The 15,291-nt window shown below is 53.2% G+C and carries 14 protein-coding genes and 1 riboswitch; of the genes, 5 read left to right on the forward strand and 9 right to left on the reverse strand.

Annotated features, from left to right (window positions below):
- The first annotated feature begins 30 nt into the window (after positions 1-30).
- Positions 31-912, forward strand: coding sequence for a lipoyl synthase (lipA, locus tag ACFOET_RS12505; protein ID WP_379023116.1), 882 nt, complete (start codon positions 31-33; stop codon positions 910-912).
- 30 nt (positions 913-942) lie between these two features.
- Here lipA and ACFOET_RS12510 read toward each other — a convergent pair whose 3' ends face one another.
- Complete coding sequence (locus ACFOET_RS12510; protein ID WP_379023118.1) at positions 943-1,596, reverse strand: MFS transporter; 654 nt, start codon at positions 1,594-1,596, stop codon at positions 943-945.
- 53 nt (positions 1,597-1,649) lie between these two features.
- A complete protein-coding gene (locus tag ACFOET_RS12515) occupies positions 1,650-2,138 on the reverse strand; it encodes an MFS transporter (protein WP_379023120.1) in 489 nt (162 codons plus the stop codon).
- A 74-nt stretch (positions 2,139-2,212) separates the two neighbouring features.
- Here ACFOET_RS12515 and ACFOET_RS12520 point away from each other — a divergent pair, with 74 nt between their 5' ends.
- The 4 genes from ACFOET_RS12520 (at position 2,213) to ACFOET_RS12535 (ending at position 9,350) form a co-directional block, all read left to right on the forward strand.
- Positions 2,213-2,365 carry a methylated-DNA--[protein]-cysteine S-methyltransferase gene (locus ACFOET_RS12520; RefSeq protein ID WP_379023208.1) on the forward strand — a complete coding sequence of 51 codons (153 nt, stop codon included), beginning with the start codon at positions 2,213-2,215 and terminating at the stop codon, positions 2,363-2,365.
- A 108-nt stretch (positions 2,366-2,473) separates the two neighbouring features.
- Positions 2,474-2,665, forward strand: coding sequence for a hypothetical protein (locus ACFOET_RS12525; protein ID WP_379023122.1), 192 nt, complete (start codon positions 2,474-2,476; stop codon positions 2,663-2,665).
- Between the two features lie 227 nt (positions 2,666-2,892).
- Positions 2,893-6,249, forward strand: a complete 3,357-nt coding sequence (locus ACFOET_RS12530) for a UvrD-helicase domain-containing protein (RefSeq protein ID WP_379023124.1) — start codon at positions 2,893-2,895, stop codon at positions 6,247-6,249.
- Positions 6,250-6,452: 203 nt separating this feature from the next.
- On the forward strand, positions 6,453-9,350 hold the full coding sequence (locus ACFOET_RS12535) for a PD-(D/E)XK nuclease family protein (protein WP_379023126.1): 2,898 nt from the start codon (positions 6,453-6,455) through the stop codon (positions 9,348-9,350).
- Between the two features lie 3 nt (positions 9,351-9,353).
- Here ACFOET_RS12535 and ACFOET_RS12540 read toward each other — a convergent pair whose 3' ends face one another.
- The 7 genes from ACFOET_RS12540 to ACFOET_RS12570 all read right to left on the reverse strand — a co-directional run bounded on the left by ACFOET_RS12540 (position 9,354) and on the right by ACFOET_RS12570 (position 15,245).
- The gene (locus tag ACFOET_RS12540; RefSeq protein ID WP_379023128.1) at positions 9,354-10,406 is read right to left on the reverse strand and encodes a ThiF family adenylyltransferase; all 1,053 of its coding nucleotides are present in this window, start codon (positions 10,404-10,406) and stop codon (positions 9,354-9,356) included.
- Between the two features lie 2 nt (positions 10,407-10,408).
- A complete protein-coding gene (gene thiH / locus ACFOET_RS12545) occupies positions 10,409-11,518 on the reverse strand; it encodes a 2-iminoacetate synthase ThiH (protein WP_379023210.1) in 1,110 nt (369 codons plus the stop codon).
- Positions 11,519-11,530: 12 nt separating this feature from the next.
- Positions 11,531-12,304: a thiazole synthase gene (locus ACFOET_RS12550; protein WP_379023130.1), complete on the reverse strand. Its 774-nt coding sequence runs from the start codon at positions 12,302-12,304 to the stop codon at positions 11,531-11,533.
- Between the two features lie 12 nt (positions 12,305-12,316).
- On the reverse strand, positions 12,317-12,988 hold the full coding sequence (gene thiE / locus ACFOET_RS12555; RefSeq protein ID WP_379023132.1) for a thiamine phosphate synthase: 672 nt from the start codon (positions 12,986-12,988) through the stop codon (positions 12,317-12,319).
- A gap of 63 nt (positions 12,989-13,051) precedes the next feature.
- Positions 13,052-13,660 (reverse strand): thiamine phosphate synthase, encoded by a 609-nt coding sequence (locus tag ACFOET_RS12560; RefSeq protein ID WP_379023134.1) that lies wholly within the window; start codon positions 13,658-13,660, stop codon positions 13,052-13,054.
- Between the two features lie 70 nt (positions 13,661-13,730).
- Positions 13,731-14,012: a sulfur carrier protein ThiS gene (gene thiS, locus ACFOET_RS12565; protein WP_379023136.1), complete on the reverse strand. Its 282-nt coding sequence runs from the start codon at positions 14,010-14,012 to the stop codon at positions 13,731-13,733.
- Positions 13,981-14,083: riboswitch (TPP riboswitch) on the reverse strand. Its footprint overlaps the gene before it by 32 nt.
- 100 nt (positions 14,084-14,183) lie before the next feature.
- Entirely contained in the window at positions 14,184-15,245 is a 1,062-nt protein-coding gene (locus ACFOET_RS12570; RefSeq protein ID WP_379023138.1) for an Mrp/NBP35 family ATP-binding protein, read from the reverse strand.
- Positions 15,246-15,291 lie beyond the last annotated feature (46 nt).

Consider the following 15,291-nt stretch of genomic DNA (forward strand, 5'->3'; position numbering starts at 1 on the left):
ATTTCAAGATTAATCGCTAACTTTGTAATTATGATCGAACTTCCCGTGATCCCGGCAAACCAATTGCAGCGCAAGCCCGATTGGTTGCGCGTAAAACTACCTGTAGGCAAGGAATACCGGCATGTCCGCAGCTTGGTGGATGAACATAAACTTCATACCATCTGCGAAAGCGGCAATTGCCCCAACATGGGGGAATGCTGGGGGGCAGGTACCGCAACATTCATGATATTGGGCAATATCTGTACGCGCTCCTGCTCATTTTGTGCTGTCGCTACAGGGCGGCCGCTGGCGGTCGACCTCGATGAACCCAACCGGGTGGCCCAATCAGTAAAACTGATGCAGGTGAAACATTGCGTCATCACCTCGGTAGACCGTGATGATCTTAAGGACGGCGGGTCCATCATCTGGGCTGAAACCGTAAATGCCATCCGCCGTGAAAGCCCAGAAACCACGCTGGAAACGCTAATTCCCGATTTTAAGGGCGTTTGGGAAAACCTTGAGCGCGTATTGGCCGTGCGCCCCGAAGTCGTATCGCATAACCTCGAAACTGTCCGGCGCCTCACCCGCGAAGTGCGTATACAAGCCAAATACGACCGCAGCCTCGAATGCCTGCGCCGTATATCAGCGGCAGGCCTTCGCACCAAGTCAGGCATTATGCTCGGCTTTGGCGAGTCCGAAGCTGATGTCATCGAAACGATGACCGACCTCTACGAAGCTGGGGTGCATATCCTCACGTTGGGCCAATACCTACAACCCACCAAAGCACACCACCCGGTGGTTGAGTGGATCACGCCCGATCAATTCAAGTATTACCAAGAAATCGGGCTACGAATGGGCTTTAAATACGTAGAAAGCGGCCCGTTGGTGCGCTCATCCTACCACGCCGAAAAGCACCTCTTCGATATGCAGTGACTTTAAGGTCTCCCAACGTACGCTGATATACTATCGGAAACATGTTGTTTCCTTTTCATCGCCGGTATTACGGTAACTAAACAAATATATCCAGGCGACCAAAGCGACGCCTGCAGTTCCATATAAGATAAAAGGTATCCGTGCGATCGCATCGTGGTATATCCATCCCGCTGCCAATGCTCCGGTACCAATACCGGCTTCGAGTGCAATATACATGGTCGCCACCGCTTTACCACGGTGCTTCGGATGGCCAAGATCGATTGTCCACGCATTTATCGCCGGAGATAAAATCCCGGTAGCGACACCATAACCGGCCGCTCCAGCCATCAGCCAGAATAGGCTATCGCCCCATCCCAATACGCACAAGGACAACACGAGCATGACAAGTCCGTACCTGATGACCACCACCCGTCCATAACGGTCGGAAAGTCTCCCAGCTGCAAAACGGATGAACAAAGAAGCTATGGTGTAGGCCACAAAAAATAATCCGCGGTTGGCTGATCCCAGGTGCCCGGTCCAGTCCGGGATCAAGGTGAGAATAACTCCATATGCGACATAAGACAAGAACGTAACAATCGCAGCCGGGAGCACCCGACCATCAATTATGTCTGTACGTGCGATCCGAAAAGATGACAATCGCAGCCGTTGCCGCTGTGCCTTGGGCAACGTCTCCTTCATATTCATCAGAATGACGATGGAAAGTAGCGCGAAAGCCGACGAACAGTAAAAAAGGGCGTCTATGGATAATGCTGGCTGATGGCACTGCCTACCGCCGGGCCGATAGCCATGCCCATGCTGAAGCTTACCCCGTGGATGCCAGCTGCTTCACCCAACCGCTCGCGGGGCACCACATCGGCGACATAGGCTGCGGTAGCCGTGGGCTTAAACCCGGTGGAAAAACCATGGACCAGACGGAGAAACAGGAAGCCGGCGACGCTGCCGAGTACCGGATACAGAAAACCGCATACAAAGCAGACAATAGAGCCCACAGCCATCACCGGCACGCGGCCGACGGTATCCGTCAACTTACCGCTGAACGGACGGGAGATCCCCGCCGTTAGCGTAAAGAGGGCAATGATCAGCCCTTTGTATTCTCCGCCTCCTATACTGCTTAGGTAAGCTGGCAACTCCGGAATCAACATATTGAAGCTGGCTGAAAAAAGGAGCGAGCTCAGGCAAAGTAACGCAAACGGAATATTATAGATGGGGTGCGGAGGGCGCTGCATGCTACGGCAAAGGTAATAAATCACTAAGCACGCGGCGAAAATTCAGTCCTATTGCCTATGGAATATCAGGAAGCATTAATCCACACATTCCCTTTTCGATTGCGGTAGCCTGCCACCGCGTCATCGGTAGCGACGGCTCGCTAACCGGATATGCCGGTGGCCTTTGGCGCAAAAAGTGGCTGCTGGCACATGAACCACCGTATAAAAAGCAGGCGCTCTTTTTGTAGGCGTGGCCGGTGCAATGTCTTTAAACGTTGATTCAAAATCCGAACAAAACAACGATCGTTCTGGATTGTTTTCCCTACAAAATATTCCATGCACCAAAATATATAGCCATGAACAACGACAGCAAAAAAACGCCGGAAAACAAAGAAAGCGTTGGAGATAAGAAAACGGAAAACCAAGAAAAGAAAGAAAAACAGGAGCGCAGGATAGACGAGGAGGTGGAGCAAACCTTTCCCGCCAGCGACCCCCCTTCCTATTCACAGCCCGGCCATGGCGAGGATAAGGATAAGGATAAGGAATAGACCGTATTTGCGCGCAAGCACCTTCGATTCGCGCTTGCCGTCCATCCGCCCTGATCCGTTTACCGACGCCCTATTGACGGGCGACTAGCATATAGCAATCCCGTGTCAGCGAGGTGTTGGCGTACTCGGAGCTAAGTAAAGCGCTCCTAAACGTTGTCAACGCGTTGTTGAGCTAGTACTAAGACAGACAAGTAACGGCAAAGAAACAAATCAAGCATATACGACGTGTGGCTATCCGCAAAATTCCCTATCTTCATCCCGGAAATCACAGGACGATGCCCACCGTAGCCCCACTCAACATATTAAAAGCTTCTGCTGGATCAGGCAAAACCTTTAGCCTTACTGCACATTACCTCACGCTACTGTTTTCCGGAGACAACAAATACCGTGAGATACTGGCTATAACCTTCACTAACAAGGCAACGGCGGAGATGAAGGGCCGGATACTCGAAGTGCTGGAAGCGTTGGCCACGGCAGACGGGCTTCATGAAGACAAGGCCGCCAGTTACCGTAAGATGCTTCTGAAAGCTTATCCGCAGTGGGACGCCGCTTACCTGCACGTGCGTGCTGCGGAAGTATACCGCAATATCCTGCACGACTACAGCCGCTTTGCCGTGAGTACTATCGACGGATTTACGCAGAAGGTCATCCGCGGCTTCACGTTCGAACTGGGGATCGATGCCGGATATAAATTGGAAATGAACATCCGAAAGGTTAAGGAAGACTTGGTGCTCCGCCTTAACCGCTTACTGGATGAACGTCTCGACCTGTTGCAATGGGTCATGGATTACGCAAAGTCGAAGATCGATCGGGATGAGAACTGGAATTACCGGCGGGCGTTGAGCGACCTGGCCTCGGAAATCTTCAAGGAGGATTTCCAGGACTTCGACAAAGCAGTGTCCGGCATTCCCGAACAGGAACTGTTCGCCAGCCTCAACAGCTACTGCAAAACTGCCATTGACCAGTTTGAAGACGCCTTCGAACAACTGCTTAAAAGCGCAGCCGATACCTTCACGACCTCCGGTGTGGATGTGATGGATATGACGGGCAAATCACGCAACCAGCTCGGCAAGCTGGCCAACCTGTCCGCACAAAATCCTTATGACACCATTAAAAAACTGGAGAAATACATTCATGCGCCGGATGAATGGCAAAAAGGTGGATTGACCGGCCAGATGGCCGTGTTGTACAACGAGCTGAATCCGATATTGGAGCGGTTGTACAACTTGTATACTGAACAGAGCCGAGACTACTACCTTGCCAAAGCTGTCGACGAAAATCTTTATTACCTGCGCCTGCTCAAAGAGATGAGCACCTTACTTGCCGAGTGGCGCCGCGATAACGGCGCACAACTCATTAGCGACGCCCAGATACTGCTCAATAACATCGGCATCAACGAGTCGGGCGACCCGACATTCATCTGGGAAAAGACGGGCAGCCGCTTCCGGCATTTTCTCTTCGACGAATTCCAGGATACATCGCGCAGACAATGGGACAACCTGCGCCCCCTGCTCATCAACGCCATGGGAAATGCGTCCGGCCAGCATGCCGAACACCTCATCGTGGGCGACGTAAAGCAAAGCATCTACCGCTGGCGCAATGGCGACTGGCGCATTCTGCTGGACCGTGCGGAGCAACAGATCGGCACGGCATTCAACCTAACGGACACGGCTTTACTCATCAGGAACGACACGCTCGAGGTCAATTACCGCAGCCATGAAAACATCGTTTCCTTCAACAATGCGGTTTTCGAACAAGCCCCAAAATGGCTACAGCAACGTCTAAACGACCGCATACTCACTGAACTGGGCGAGGAACACTATGAACAGTGGTGGAAACCAGCCGGCAATCACGACACCATCATCCGGGCTTATCGGGATAGCCACCAGAAATTGCCATCTTCGGGGAAGAAGGTAGGTGGCACCGTACAGGTTGATTTTATCGATGTGACAAACAACAACCAGCGCGCCAGCGCGGTAAAAGACGAAGCACTTACCCGGCTAGCCGACACGCTCACTGGCTGGCTATCGGCCGGCATTTATCAGCCGGGCCAGATCGGCATCCTCGTGCGCACCAATAGCGAAGCCCGGGAAATCATCCAGTACCTGCTCGATAAGCAAAGCGGATCGGCCGTGGCATTCAACATCATCTCGGGCGACGCGCTAGCCTTGGCTGGCCATCCCGCCATCCGGCTGCTGATGGACACCCTGCGTGCGTTAGTCGGAAAGCTGCCCGATTCGGCGTTGTACATAGCAAACTGCGTGTACCTCTACGGCCAGCTGCTACGGCCTGGGGACACGGTATTACCCGACGACTGGGCACGGATCAGCACCTGCAAGCCTGCTGAACTCATGGGGCTATTGCCCGAACCGCTATGCAGCAACTGGGAACTATGGTCGCAGCAGCCGCTGGCCGAACTCGTCGAGTCGCTCATCGTGGCGTATAAACTTCAGGAAAACCAGGACAGCCTCCCATACCTCTTTGCCTTCCGCGACCTCGTTGCCACGTTTACCGCCGACGGAGAACGCGGGATACCGACATTCTTAACCTACTGGGAAGAAGAGGGCATCGACCAGGCATTGCCGGCTGCGGAGGGTATGGACGCCGTGGAGGTTTTGACCATACACAAGTCCAAAGGGCTGGCGTTTGATGTGGTGATGATTCCGTTTTGCAGCTGGCCAATCGACGGGCGAATCAACGGCAATTTCTGGGTGGGCACCGAAGATACACCCTATGCGCTGCTGCACAAGACCCCCGTCAGATATAAAAGCGACCTTGGCAAATCGCGCCTTTACCGGGCATATTTTGAAGAAATGCTCTTCAATTACATGGACGCCCTCAACACGCTGTATGTGGCCACTACCCGCACGCGCAAGCACCTCTACATAACAGCGCCCGGTAAGAAGGGCGACAGTGAAATCAATACGCTGCTCGCCGGCGACCTGATTTCGGAAGTGTTGCCCCGCATTGTGGACGAATGGGATGTGCCGTTCCGCAGCGGAATACAGCTGGGAAATGTCCCCCGGCCGGACACTGATACGGAACGTGCCTCAGTTTCCGCAGGCTGGTCCTTTGGCCACTATCCCGCCTCTGCCAGGCTGAAGGAAGAACTCGCCCGGCCGGAAATTCAGGCTGAACTGGACATCGTACGTCTGGATGCGGCCAAGCGCCACGGCCAGTTGTTGCACGCGCTGATGGCTGAGCTGGCTTCTGCGAACGAGTTGGATGCCCACCTCGAGGTCCTGCAAATAGGGGGCCTGCTTGCGGAAGACGACCTAGCCGATGTGCGAAAGCTTGCTACGGATACGCTGAACCACCCGCAATTGGCACAGTGGTTCAGCGGTGATTACGAACACTGGAACGAACGGAGCATCATCCTGTCGAATGGTCGCATCATGCGCCCTGATAAGGTGCTGGTACGCGCAGACGAAACCATCGTGCTGGACTTCAAATTTACGCAGCATGAAGACGATGCCCACCGCATGCAGGTGTCGGGTTACGTGCTGATGCTGCGGGAAATGGGCATGCCGGATGTAAAAGGGTATGTGTATTATGGAATGTCAGGCAAGTTGGTAGAGATGTAATCATCCTATGTATTCCATGAGGTAACAAAAATAGCCTATGCTATAGAATAGCATTGTATGGGCCTACCTACTCAAAGGCGTTAATAGTTTGCATGGCGAAGCTACTTTAGCTAAGTTTGTATGTATAAGAAGTAAGTATGGATTCAAAGCTGGAAGTTAAACTGGATAAAGTCGTTATCAAAAGAGCGAGGGAATTTTAACCTATGCCCTCATTTCTCCAACAAGTTGCAACGGATTTGCTGTCCCGGTTTGGAGACAACCTGAAGGACGTGGCAGTGGTGCTTACCAATAAGCGACCCATCGTGTTCCTGCAAAAGCACTTCGCCGACCTGGCTGGAAAACCAATATGGAGCCCTTCGTTTTTCACCATTCAGGAGTTCCTCCGACAATCGGCCGCCGCGCCGGAGGCTAGCCCACTTACCCAGTTTTTCATCCTGCATCGGCTGCATAACGCGCTGCTCCGCGAAGAGGGACGGCCCGAGGAGACGCCCGATGAATTTTATCCGCTGGCTGAAACAATTCTGAGCGATTTTGCCCAACTGGACTACGACCTGGTGCAACCGGAAGAAGTCTACGCCGAACTGCGTGATATGGCTATGCTCCAGCAACGGTTCCCCCACCTCTCGGCCGAACAGCAGCGCTTCATGCGGCAGTTTTGGGAATCATTCTCTGCGGGAAAGCAAACGGCTATCCAGCAAAAGTTCCTCCAGCTGTGGGGGCGACTGCCGCGGCTCTACCAGCGGTTTAAAGAAGAACTGACCCGGCAGCGACTGGCAACGACGGCGGGAATCTACCGTGACCTCGCGGAAGGGCGCGCCGCCAACGCAGATTTCCTCGCCGCTTATATACAGGTCGCATTTGTGGGTTTCAACGCCCTAAACCGCTGCGAAGTAAAGTTGTTTACGCAATGGCAAGATACTGGTAAAGCACTGTTTTATTTCGATGCTGATAGCTATTACCTTGATGACGACCTGCAAGAGGCCGGGCTCTTCCTCCGCAGAAACATCCGGCAATACGGGTTGAGGCATGCGCTGGGTGAATTCCCGGCTGTCTTGGGTGCCAAAACCGACCGTATCGAGTTGTTCACCACCTCAGGTAAAGTGGCACAAGCGAAGCTTCTGCCGACCCTGCTGGCCAACCGGCCGGCCGACCGCGATACACCCACCAGCACGGCCATCATCCTTGCGGATGAGAGCTTGCTCATCCCGGTGCTGCAAAGCTTACCGGATGGTATACATTTCAACGTGACCATGGGTTATCCGCTGACGCAATCCACACTGTTCGGGTACATCGATGGGTGGCTAGGCGCCCAGCGGCAACTGGCCGCTAATCAGGGCCGCTTTGTGCACCACCTGGATGTAGAATCCATGCTCACCCACCCGCTAAGCGGCGTATCACTGGACGAACGTTTGGCGTTGCAGGAACGGATAAACAGCAACGAATGGCTGGAAGTGCCAGCTACTGAACTTGGATTGCGGTCCGGCAGCTATCCGGAATATTTCACGCGGCGCACCGGCAATGCAGCCGTAATCCAAGCACTGCATGCCCTGCTGGATGGTGTGCTGCGGTTCCGCCAACGCACGGACAGTCTCCGGCATATGGAAGCGGTACTCATCCTCGCCGTGAAGAAGGCACTTAACCTACTGCAGGACGGACTCGCCCACAACCCCGAGTTGCCGATGCCCTTCCTGTGTGCACTCATCCGCAAAGCACTTCAAAGCGTATCGGCCCCCATCGAGGGCGAGCCGCTGAAAGGCGTACAGATTATGGGGCTGCTGGAAAGCCGTTGCCTAGACTTCGATGAAGTGTATATCATCGGCGCAAATGAGGGGGCGTTGCCCAGCATCTCCGCGGCGCCGACATTTATCCCGGATTCCATCCGCCGTGCTCATGGCCTGCCCGTGCTGGAAAACCAGGATGCGCTTTCGGCTTATCTGTTCTACCGCCTGTTGCACCATCCCCGGCACATCACAGTAGTGTGCAACGCCGTATTGGACGACAGCAACAGCGGTGAGGTGAGCCGGTTTGTACGACAACTTGCATTCGAAAGCAGCTTCACCTTTATACACCGCAACCAGCAGCAGTCCATCAAAACGATACCTGCCCCGCCTTCGCTCCGCTTGCCGAAAACCGGGGCAGCATGGAACAAACTGAGCCGCTACCTGGACGACAGGGATTCCGACCGGCCGAAACTTTCGGCCTCAGCGCTGACCACCTACCTGCAATCGCCTCTGCTGTTTTTCCTCAAATATGTGGCGGGCATCAAGGAACCGCCCAAGGTGACCGGAGAATTCGAGATGAACCGTCTGGGCAACGTGGTGCACCGGGCGATGGAAGACGTCTATGCACAACTGAAAACGGAAAATGACACCATCACCGCACAACACATCCGTCAGCACATTAAGGCGCTGCCGAAAATCTGCCTGCAAGCGTTGTCGAAAGAACTGTATGGCGAGTCTGGAAGGATACAAAATCCCAACAGCATGCAACGTATCCTGCTCAAGGTGGCCGAGGAATATGCAGCCGTGTTTTTGCAATATGATGCCGCACATGTGGCTCCGCTGCGCATTGTGGAACTGGAAAACGAGCGGGATTATTCCTTAGCGTTCCCGATTACGGTACAGGGCAAGCCTCGCACGGTGAAGCTATATGGCATCATTGACCGGGTGGATGAAGCGAACGGCAAAACGCGCATCGTAGATTACAAGACGGGGCGTGACGAGGTAAAGTACAACGGATTGGACACGCTGTTCGCACCGGCGTCAGCCAAAAGCAACAAGGCCATGATTCAAACCTTGTTTTACACCTATGTATACGAGCAGGTGACGGGCAAACGCGATGTAGAACCCAATTTATACATTGCCCGCAAACTCCGCAAGGAAGGTCCGCTATTTTACATGAGCGGTCGTGGCGGACGGCATATTGCCGAAGGTGCCGAACTGGAAGACATCAAAGCACAATTTGTTTTTTTTTTACGACAGACACTGGAAGAGCTGTTCAATCCAGATATTCCGTTCCAGCATAATGCCGACGCAGTGCCGTATCCGAATGACCCCTACCGTGAGTTTATTGGAGTACCACAAGCCATAGAAGAAGAGTAGCGGCTACCTCAACCGCTTGGCGTATGCAGTAACCCCGCGTTCCCTGGCCACCTCCACTGCCATGCGGCTGCGCTTACCCGTGGTGCAGTAAAACAAGACCGGACGGGCATTGTCTGCCCATTCGGCAGCACGATGCGGCAACTGGTAAATCGGAATGTTAATGTGGTCATCCACGTGGCCTTCTTCGTATTCCCATGCCTCGCGTACGTCCACCAGTAGAGCGCCGGCGGACGGGACCTCCGGCTCCGCCATATGCGCTGCTTCAATGGGCACTTCATCGGCCTCTTCCCGGGCATAAGTAGCCTGCAGCGCTTGGATATGCCTGTTCTCCTCAACGGCTGAAAAACTGAACTGCTGATAACCGTTGCCACGGATATCCACCAAAAGTAGCTTGCCCACAAGCAGCTCGCCATATCCTCCCAAAACTTTGAGCGCTTCATTGGCCATCAGCGTTCCGATGATGCCGGGCAGCACGTTGAGCACCCCATCCCGGGCGCATGAGCCGCATTCGCCCGGCGGCTCGGGATACAAGCAACGATAGGTAGGCCCTCCCTGGTAGTTGAATACCGATACCTGTCCGGTATAGCGGTCAATTGCTCCTGAGACAAAAGGTACGTTTTGGATGACGCAGGCATCGTTGACCAGGTATCGAGTCTCGAAGTTGTCCGTACCGTCTATCACCAGATCGTGCGTACCGACGAGCAACAGCGCATTTGCAGGCGATAGGCGTTCCGCATAAGCAGTGAACTGCACGAAAGGCTGCTGGGCTGCGAGCCGGCGCACAGCTGTTGTTGCTTTGTTTTTCCCGACGTCGTGGGGCGTAAACAGCACCTGCCGGTGCAGGTTGTGGTAACTTACCGTGTCTGCATCGATGACGCTGATATTCCCCGCTCCAGCCGTTGCCAGGTATTGCAGCACAGGGCAGCCCAGCCCTCCTGCTCCAACGACGAGCACACGTGCGGCCTTTAAGCGTTCTTGAGCTTCCAAGCCGAAGCCAGCCAGCTGGAGGTGACGGTCAAAATAACGGGCTTCCGTGTGGGTCAATTGCTGTGTCATGATTAAACAAACTTAACTTGGTCCCAATCCTTCCATACAGGTTCGTATCCGGCTTCTTTGATGACCTGGGCGATGGCTGCCGGACTGCGCCCATCGTCGATTTCAAATTGCTCCAGACTTTGGGGTTCCACGGCGTAACCACCGGGATTGGTCTTAGATCCCGCACTGATGGACGTGATGCCCAGCTTGATGATGTTGTCGCGGAACCGCGGGCTTTCACGGGTAGACATCGACAGTTCCACCTCCGAGTTGAACAGCCGCCATGCGCAGATCAGTTGCACCAATTCCTTGTCGGTAATGGCCGACTTGGGCTGCAGCCCCCCTATATGCGGGCGCAGGCGGGGAAAGGATACCGAAAACTTGCTCCGCCAATACGTCTTTTCTAAGTATTGCAGGTGCAGCGCCGCAAAGAAACTGTCGGCACGCCAATCATCCAGTCCGAGCAGTGCCCCTATACCGATTCTGTGGATTCCCGCCCGGCCAGCGCGATCTGGGCACTCCAACCGATAATCGAAATTAGACTTTTTGCCTTTGAGGTGGTATTTGCGGTAGTCTTGCCGGTGATAGGTTTCCTGATAGACCAGGATGGTATGTATTCCCAGTGCATGCAGCTCGGCATAGTCTGCTTCATCCAAAGGCTGCACTTCCATGGCGATAAGCTGGAAATGCTGTTTTACCAAAGGGAGCACCTTTCGGAAATAGGGCATGCCGACAACCTGTTGTGCCTCTCCGGTAACCAGCAGGACATGTTGGTAGCCCATCGCCTTTACGGCAAGCAGTTCCTGAAGCAATTCAGTGGCTGTTAACGTTTTCCGCGGAACTTTGTTATCCAAGCTGAACCCGCAGTAGGTACAGATGTTTTGGCATTCGTTGGAAAGGTACAGCGGTGCGTACAGTTGAATGGTTTTGCCGAAGCGCTTTTGTGTAGCCTGCTGGCTTAATAACGCCATATGCTCCAGATACGGTGCCGCCGCCGGAGACACCAATGCTTGAAAATCGCCCAAGGTACGTTGCTTCTTTGCCAGCGCACGCAGTACATCTTCCCCGGTTTTACTGTAAATAGACCGCAGTTGGTCATTCCAGTCGTATTGGTTAAATATCGGTGTAAACATCATGTTGTCTATTCAATCCAAAAACGATGTCAGCGGACTTGTCGCCGAGACAACCGCCTGTTCTCCGGGCAGGCCGGCCAAAAAGGCCTGTCGTCCTGCTCGCACAGCCCATTTAAACGCTTCGGCGATCTGCACCGGGTCGCCCGAAGTAGCCATCGCGGTATTGACCAGCACGGCGTCTGCGCCCAATTCCATTGCCTGCGCGGCGTGGCTGGGTGCACCGATCCCTGCATCGATCACCACCGGCACATTCGCCTGATCAATTATAATGCGCAGCATCTCTTGCATCGCAAGCCCCTTATTGCTGCCGATAGGTGCGCCCAACGGCATGACGGCGGCAACGCCTACTTCTTCCAGCCGCTTGCACAGCACCGGATCGGCGTGGCAATACGGCAGCACAACAAAGCCCAGCTTAACCAGTTGCTCGGCAGCGGCCAACGTCTCAATCGGATCCGGCATAAGGTACTTGGGATCGGGATGAATTTCCAATTTAAGCCAATTTGTTTCCATGGCCTCCCGTGCCAGTTGCGCGGCAAACACCGCCTCTCCCCTGTTACGCACACCTGAGGTATTTGGCAATAGCTGGATATGCGGGTGCGCCAAATGCCGCAATAAGGTATCATCTTCCCGTCCCATGTGCTCCACACGCTTCATCGCAACCGTGACGAGCACGGTTTCCGAGGCCAGCAATGCAGCTTCCATGACTTGGTGGTTACCAAATTTTCCGGTACCTGCAAATAAGCGCGAGGAAAATGTTTTGTCAGCTATTTTAAGTTTATCGTTCATCGTTTTTATCGTTCATCGTTTTGGTGATTGGTGATCGGCGGTAGGGGACCGATAGTCGGCCAGCTGTTTCATGATGGCTTGACTTGCTGCGGACGGGTCGTCGGCACCACAGATGGCTCCAGAGACGGCTATGCCATGCACACCGGTTTCCATCACTGCAGCTATATGTCTCGGCATAATTCCCCCTATGGCTATTATCGGAAGGCAGACACCGTGTATCCGTGCAGCGGCTACAATCCGGTGTATTCCTTCCCGTCCCAATACAGGACTTAACTTCTCCTTCGTCGATGTAAAGCGGAAAGGCCCCACACCAATGTAGTCAATGTCGTATTGGCTCAGCCTAAGCACATCATCCAGCGTATTGGCAGTACATCCGATGATTTTGTTCGGGCCAAGCATGTGCCGCGCATCGGACGGATGCATGTCTCTGGCACCGATATGCACACCATCGGCGTCAGCAGCCAGCGCCACATGCACGTCATCATTGATAATTAACTTAGCGTTGTACCGCTTCAGCACCGGATATACGCTCAGCGCCGTATCCAACCGCTCTTCCGTATCAGATTGTTTTAAACGCAATTGTATCCAGGTACAACCGCATCGGCAAACATCGTCTACCTGCCGGGCAATGGGATAATCGGTTAGCGGGTGGGTAATGTAATGAAACGAATCAATTTTTTTCATTCGAATAATTTGTATTCAATGCCAATGAACTTATCGTGGTTTTATCTATCCGGTTGTAAGCTTTTACAAAAAAAATTGTGGCGCTACCGCCGGCAGACGTGCGGCTACGGCCTGACACGCTTGAAAACGCTGCTGTGGATGCTCACCTTCCCAGATATAGCCCAAAAGGGCAGCATTACGGTAGCCATGCCGGTGTACCGCATGTAAACGCGCAGGCGTTATACCGCCCAACGCCACCCACCTTGTCTTCCCTTCGGGCTTGGGAACTGCGAGCAATGCCGCATTGCTTCGGTATCCTTTTTTCGAGATACTGTTAAACACCGGACTGATAAATGCGCGGTCGGCTAGACCTGCGACAGCCGCGACTTCAGCAGGCGTATGCGTTGAACAGGAGATTAACCTGATATCCTGCATTCTCCGCTTTTCCAGCAATATGTCCAGGCGAAGGTGCACACCGAGCAGACCAAACTCCCGATATAAAACATCGTGGCCGTGAATAATAATCTGTTTATGGAAACCGGTGTCAATCGCGCGCAACAACGTCCGCATCTCGTACACGCTTGCCCCAGGTTTGCGGAGATGCAGGTCCGTTAATCCGGTTTGGAAAAGGCCGTTGATGATATCTGCCTCCCTTTTGAAAAAGTCTTCCCGTGTAATGACCGTCAGTTGCATATAGCCGGTAATCTTCCCGTTAGGAATCAAGACCTATAGATTTTCCCCGATTGAGAAAGCGGTGTTTGTATCATCCCCCTTGGGCCGCTTTGATTATCGTTAGTCGATCACCCTGTCTTAGCGAGGTGCTTTCCCAGTACTTTTGCGGGATGACGGACTCATTAACAGCTATGGCTATCCCCTTTGACTGTGTAATACCATAATCGCATAACACTTTTACGAGCGACGCGTCTGGCTGGATGGAAATTTTCTGATGATTGATAATGACTTCCATATCGGGCATATTATGTTCTGATAATGCCTTAGGAACCACAAAAGGTGAGAGATCCATTACTTTTCCCTTCGCAGGCATTATCCTGAGCAGGTTATGAGGGTTATTCTCAGCCGCCGGCAATCACGCGGGCGACACCCCTAAAGCATTGAAGCCAAAGGTAAGACTTTCTGAGATAATATCAATGATTGATTGGAAATAGATGGTCTTGTTTTCGGCGACAGCGCCGGAAGGAGCAGCCGCTCACTTAATTCACACGGCGGCTTGCACTATCGCCAACTGCTGTGCCACCCTACCCGCGATTTCCAGGAATGCTGATCGTGCGGGACTATGCTCATCCATCATCACCGGCAAGCCGTTATCGCCCGAATCGCTGATGCTCTTAACCAGTGGAATTTCGCCGAGGAAGGGCGCATTAAACCGTTCGGCTAAACGCTTGCCGCCATCTTTGCCGAAAATGAAGTACTTGTGATCCGGCAATTCCGCTGGTGTGAAGTAGGCCATATTTTCCAACACGCCCAGCAATGGAATGTTGATCGACTCCATCAGAAACATGCCGATGCCACGCACGGCGTCCGAAAGCGCCACGTTCTGGGGCGTAGTTACGATGACGGCTCCAGCAATAGGGAAACTTTGTGCCACGGTAATGTGCACATCCCCGGTTCCGGGCGGCAAATCTACCACCAAATAATCCAATTCGCCCCAATCTGCATCGTTGAACAGTTGCTTGACAGCCGTACTGACCATAGGGCCGCGCCAAGGAACCGGCTGGTTGGGATCCGTGAAAAACCCGATGGAAAGCAGCTTCAAACCGAACTTCTCTACCGGCTCAATCTTCGTCTTTCCATCTGGGGTTTTGGAAGCTTTCGGTCGCGCGCCTTCCAGGCCAAACATAATGGGCAACGATGGCCCGTAGATATCGGCATCAATAAGGCCGGTTTTTGCTCCGTTCACTTGCAGGGCCAAGGCAAGATTGGCTGCTACAGTAGATTTGCCTACTCCCCCTTTTCCGGACGCCACTAAAATGATATTTTTGATGTTGGACAGCTGACTACCCTTTGACCCCATTACCTGAGAAGTCATGTTGATATCTACGGTGATATCTTTGTCTACGAACAATGCAATCGCGTTGCGGCAAGCATGCTCAATATGCCCCTTCAAAGGGCAAGCCGGCGTGGTAAGGACCACATCGAAACGAATTTTTAATGGGGTGATTTCTATGTTTCTGATCATGTTGAGGGTCACCAAATCTTTCTTCAAGTCTGGATCATCCACATGGCTCAATGCGTGCAATACCTGTTCTTTCGTAATCATTGCGCTACTATAGTTTGCGAAACACAAAGCTACGGAAACATGCACA

This window comes from Parapedobacter deserti (assembly GCF_042646065.1).
GTDB lineage: Bacteria > Bacteroidota > Bacteroidia > Sphingobacteriales > Sphingobacteriaceae > Parapedobacter > Parapedobacter deserti.